We start from the raw sequence: 3,853 nt of genomic DNA on the forward strand, positions 1-3,853 counted from the left end.
ATGTTCATTACCATACTTATATGGGGTTGTTGTGCGATCTCATAGGAGATAATTTCTTGGTTATAAAGGTCGAGGATAGGTGAGAGGTAAACCTTCTCGCCTTTAATATTGAACTCGGTGACGTCCGTCACCCACTGCTGGTGAGGTCTCTTGGCTTCAAAGTCGCGATTGAGCAGGTTTGGCGCTGCTTTACCGACTACTCCCTTGTAGGATTGATAACGCCCCGGGCCACCAAAATTAAATAATGCCCTGCTTCGTGCGGGGCATTTTCTTTTGGGTTGGCAGGATGGTTCCTCGGGGGAGGATTAAGTCACTTAGGCGGCAATCTTAGATTTGGTCGTAATGAGGTTTCCGTTGATGACTTTTTTCTCAACGAGCTTGATTGATTTAGATTCTTTTTTTATTTCACCAAGAAGTAGATTAATAAAAGTCTGCCATCCATTACCCTTAGACTTATAAAAAGCCAAGGTATCGCTATCAATCCGTAAGGTAACTTGCTCCTTAGTGCCGCTACCTAATGGCCGACCTCGCCCACGAGTTAGAGTTGGTTTAACCTTATCCCACTGCTTGTTTGTGAGGGGGCGTGAATTAGGATCAGACTTTGCAGCTTTTGTAATGGCAGCATCCTCTTTGGCGCTAGGTCTAATTAGTTTCTTCTTCATATCTATCAATCTCACGGTTATTGGCTTTTCTCAAGCTAATGATTCTTCTGCTTACTTTTGTATCAACATAAACTACACAATACAACCGATGCTTCATTGGTGCCAACGCAACACTACGAATTTCACCATAATCTTTTCTGTTATCAATCCAACTTAAAGCATCAGCCCAATCTAAAAATTTAGCCTCAGACAGAGACAGGCCGTGTTTGTGAAAATTAGTGCTGTCTTTTGTGGGATCAAATGTCAATTTCATTTATATTATTGTAGCTACATTAAATTAAGAAATCAATATATAAATGTAACTACAATAATTGAGGGTATTTAACACGTGGGATTAGACATCCTAGGTCCTGGTTCGATTCCGCCCCGGGCCACCAAGAAACACCAAAACCACCTTCGGGTGGTTTTTTATTTGGTTTGGCGGAAGATGGGTTTTCTTTTCTACACCAAATGAAGCTCAATCTTCTTACCAACAGCAGCCGCATATTTTCGAAGAGTGCTTAGACTGGGAGAGTGCTTACCGGTAGCCAAAGAGCTTTCTAATCTAGCAATGGCTGGGGCTTTTGTTCCCATAAGCTTAGCAATTTGAGCTTGTGTTAATCCAGACTCTTTTCTTGCCGCAAGAATTTCATCAAGAATAGCGAACTCTTCGCGATTGAGTTTATCAACCTCAGCTTTAACTGCCGAATTCTTAAGCATCTTATTAACCATTTGTTTATGGCTTAGAGCTTTAGTTTTAATTGTTTTCATTTTTTATCTCCCTCATGCGTTGCTTAGCAAGTTTTAATTCTTTATCAGGTGTCTTTTGAGTCTTTTTAACAAAGCTATGTAGCATTACAATTTCTTGTCTTACCATCGTAAAAAGAAAACTCTTGCAATACCCTCTGCACCCTTAAGTCTTAATTCAAATAGACCACCACCAAAAGCATCGGTATGCGGTAAACCTAAATTGGGGCCATACTCTAACATTCGATCAGTTAAGACAATGTAACGAGCTTGAAGAGTTATAGGCAAACTCAGGATGTCTTCTTGAACTTCTTGACTGTAATAAATGATTGAATAAGTCATTAACAAATGTTAACAAATTTGTTAATGAAAAACAACTCTTAATAGTTCTTTAAAAAGACAGTTTATTAGAAGGATTGAAAATCCGCGTGTCGGCAGTTCGATTCTGCCCCAGGCCACCAAGAAACACCAAAACCACCTTCGGGTGGTTTTTTATTGCCTAATTGCTTCTAAAGTCATGGATGGTGTTTCCACCTAAAGTCAGCTTTTGAATCTTGTCCAGAGTGCTGACCTTACAAGTGGGGATGCTCAATCGTTTTTTAACGCTCTTGCTATAGAACTTTAGAATGAAGGGGCCCCCCTTTTTATGTAAAGTCCATTTAAAGGATAAATTTGACTAAGGATTTAAAAGCTTTCTTCTAGAAACTGTAAGGTCTGTCTCAGGTCATGCAAATAATACCCAGCTTTATGCGGAGCATTTTATTTAAGTCGGGCGAAGTTGTTCTATCAAGTTAATATATGTACAATGTACATATGACTTCATTGCGATTTGAATGGGAACCCAAAAAAGCTTCAGCTAATCTGAAGAAGCACGGCATTTCTTTTGAAGAGGCGAAATCCGTGTTTTATGATGAAAGTGCTAAGTTAATTTCCGATCCCGATCATTCGGAGGATGAAGAGAGATTTATCTTGCTGGGAGTAAGCCATTCTCTTCGTGTGATTTTGGTTTGCCATTGTTATCGAAGGGAGGGTAATGTCGTTCGTATTATTTCGGCTCGTAAGGCAACCCCTAAAGAGTCAAAAGCTTATTAAAGGTGATGAAGATGCGTAAAGAATATGATTTCTCAAAAGCTCGTAAAAATCCATATGCTTCCATGCTCAAGAAGCCTATAACGATTAGATTGGACGAAGACTCAGTGAATTACTTTAAGTCTGTATCAGAAGAGGTGGGCATTCCCTATCAAAGCCTCATTAATCTCTATTTGAGAGATTGCGCCGCATCGCATAAGAAATTGAATCTTAGCTGGAAGTAGTCTAGAGGTAGGATGAGGATCTCCTGAGGTCCTAGTCGACTCCGCCCCGGGCCACCAAGAAACACCAAAACCATCTTCGGGTGGTTTTTTATTTGGGCCAGTAAATCACTGTATTAATTAAGGGTTATTTGCCTCAATTGCTGGCTCTTCACCATACACGATGTAAGGGAGTTTACTAAATGAGTGCCCATAAATAAAAACCAATGTATACTTGTACTATATATAAGACAAGTAGGGAGTTCTTTATGCGAGTTATTAATTTTTCTGATGCAAGAAACCAATTTAAACAAGTGATTGATCAGGTGGTGGCTGATTGTGATGTAACAATTATTTCTCGAAGAGATGCTGATGACGCTGTTGTTATGTCCTTAGATACATACAACAGTATGATGGAAACAGTTCATTTATTAAAGTCTCCAGCCAACGTAAAGCATTTAGAGAAATCCTTGAGCCAATATCGCAAAGGTCAAACTAAAACTAAGGCCTTAGTTGATGCGCAGTAAGTTAGTTTGGACGAATGCTGCTTGGTCAGATTACCTTTATTGGCAAGTGCAAGATAAGAAAACACTCAAGCGAATTAATTTACTCATTAAAGATGCTATGAGAGATCCAGAGGATGGGATTGGAAAGCCTGAAGCCCTAAAAGAAAATTTATCTGGATTATGGTCCAGGCGTATCGATGATGTTAATCGATTGATTTATGCAATTGAGAAAGATCAATTGGTTATTATTGCCTGTCGTTACCACTACGAGTAGCTAGGATTGAAAAGCCTTTTGTCGGTGGTTCGATTCCGTCCTGGGACATCAAAATCAAATAATGCCCTGCTTCGTGCAGGTCATTATTTTAGGACTAGGCATAGTTCGGCACCATTAGTATCGGATGTCCCTCATCTAGAATCGTCCTTTTAAAAGGACAAACTAATTTAGCTTCATTGCATCAGTCGATGTCGTTTTAAAAGATAAAACCACTAAATTTGTAAGTCTTTTGCCACTTCATTATTATTTTTTAGTCGCGTTGATGGAATAGTTATTTGAAAAGGGTACGCTTTTAAGTACTGGTGAATTCTAATACGAAGTGCAACTTTGAAAAATGAAAGGAGGCTAAGGATGATTTAGTATCTTAGCTTCTCGACCTCCAAGTCAAAGTAGCCA

The 3,853-nt window shown here is 39.3% G+C and carries 7 protein-coding genes and 2 pseudogenes; 4 read left to right on the forward strand and 5 right to left on the reverse strand.

All coding sequences use genetic code 11. The features are described 5' to 3' along the window. The 5 genes and pseudogenes from B8983_RS13700 to B8983_RS13720 all read right to left on the reverse strand — a co-directional run. Positions 1-227 (reverse strand): annotated as a pseudogene (locus B8983_RS13700) (DDE-type integrase/transposase/recombinase); the annotation flags it as partial. 87 nt (positions 228-314) lie between these two features. Then, positions 315-662 (reverse strand): BrnA antitoxin family protein, encoded by a 348-nt coding sequence (locus tag B8983_RS13705; protein WP_084286106.1) that lies wholly within the window; start codon positions 660-662, stop codon positions 315-317. After that, entirely contained in the window at positions 643-915 is a 273-nt protein-coding gene (locus B8983_RS13710) for a BrnT family toxin (protein WP_084286108.1), read from the reverse strand. The genes B8983_RS13705 and B8983_RS13710 overlap by 20 nt, the downstream gene beginning before the upstream one ends. Positions 916-1,103: 188 nt before the next feature. Beyond that, positions 1,104-1,373, reverse strand: a complete 270-nt coding sequence (locus B8983_RS13715) for a helix-turn-helix domain-containing protein (protein ID WP_439650393.1) — start codon at positions 1,371-1,373, stop codon at positions 1,104-1,106. A 25-nt stretch (positions 1,374-1,398) separates the two neighbouring features. Next, positions 1,399-1,730 (reverse strand): annotated as a pseudogene (locus B8983_RS13720) (type II toxin-antitoxin system RelE/ParE family toxin). A 471-nt stretch (positions 1,731-2,201) separates the two neighbouring features. Between B8983_RS13720 and B8983_RS13725 the strand changes: the two are divergent. The 4 genes from B8983_RS13725 (at position 2,202) to B8983_RS13740 (ending at position 3,457) form a co-directional block, all read left to right on the forward strand. Beyond that, on the forward strand, positions 2,202-2,480 hold the full coding sequence (locus B8983_RS13725; RefSeq protein ID WP_084286112.1) for a BrnT family toxin: 279 nt from the start codon (positions 2,202-2,204) through the stop codon (positions 2,478-2,480). 11 nt (positions 2,481-2,491) lie between these two features. Further along, the gene (locus B8983_RS13730) at positions 2,492-2,701 is read left to right on the forward strand and encodes a BrnA antitoxin family protein (RefSeq protein ID WP_084286114.1); all 210 of its coding nucleotides are present in this window, start codon (positions 2,492-2,494) and stop codon (positions 2,699-2,701) included. A 245-nt stretch (positions 2,702-2,946) separates the two neighbouring features. Then, positions 2,947-3,204 carry a type II toxin-antitoxin system Phd/YefM family antitoxin gene (locus B8983_RS13735; RefSeq protein WP_084286116.1) on the forward strand — a complete coding sequence of 86 codons (258 nt, stop codon included), beginning with the start codon at positions 2,947-2,949 and terminating at the stop codon, positions 3,202-3,204. Continuing rightward, positions 3,194-3,457: a Txe/YoeB family addiction module toxin gene (locus B8983_RS13740; protein WP_200806912.1), complete on the forward strand. Its 264-nt coding sequence runs from the start codon at positions 3,194-3,196 to the stop codon at positions 3,455-3,457. The genes B8983_RS13735 and B8983_RS13740 overlap by 11 nt, the downstream gene beginning before the upstream one ends. Positions 3,458-3,853: the final 396 nt, after the last annotated feature.

It is taken from the genome of Polynucleobacter kasalickyi (genome assembly GCF_900176405.1).
GTDB lineage: Bacteria > Pseudomonadota > Gammaproteobacteria > Burkholderiales > Burkholderiaceae > Polynucleobacter > Polynucleobacter kasalickyi.

Bases quoted from the DNA above. Each gene is read 5' to 3' on its own strand.
- B8983_RS13705 (WP_084286106.1), bottom strand. From the start codon at position 662: ATGAAGAAGAAACTAATTAGACCTAGCGCCAAAGAGGATGCTGCCATT.
- B8983_RS13710 (WP_084286108.1), bottom strand. From the start codon at position 915: ATGAAATTGACATTTGATCCCACAAAAGACAGCACTAATTTTCACAAA.
- B8983_RS13715 (WP_439650393.1), bottom strand. From the start codon at position 1,373: ATGGTTAATAAGATGCTTAAGAATTCGGCAGTTAAAGCTGAGGTTGAT.
- B8983_RS13725 (WP_084286112.1), top strand. From the start codon at position 2,202: ATGACTTCATTGCGATTTGAATGGGAACCCAAAAAAGCTTCAGCTAAT.
- B8983_RS13730 (WP_084286114.1), top strand. From the start codon at position 2,492: ATGCGTAAAGAATATGATTTCTCAAAAGCTCGTAAAAATCCATATGCT.
- B8983_RS13735 (WP_084286116.1), top strand. From the start codon at position 2,947: ATGCGAGTTATTAATTTTTCTGATGCAAGAAACCAATTTAAACAAGTG.
- B8983_RS13740 (WP_200806912.1), top strand. From the start codon at position 3,194: ATGCGCAGTAAGTTAGTTTGGACGAATGCTGCTTGGTCAGATTACCTT.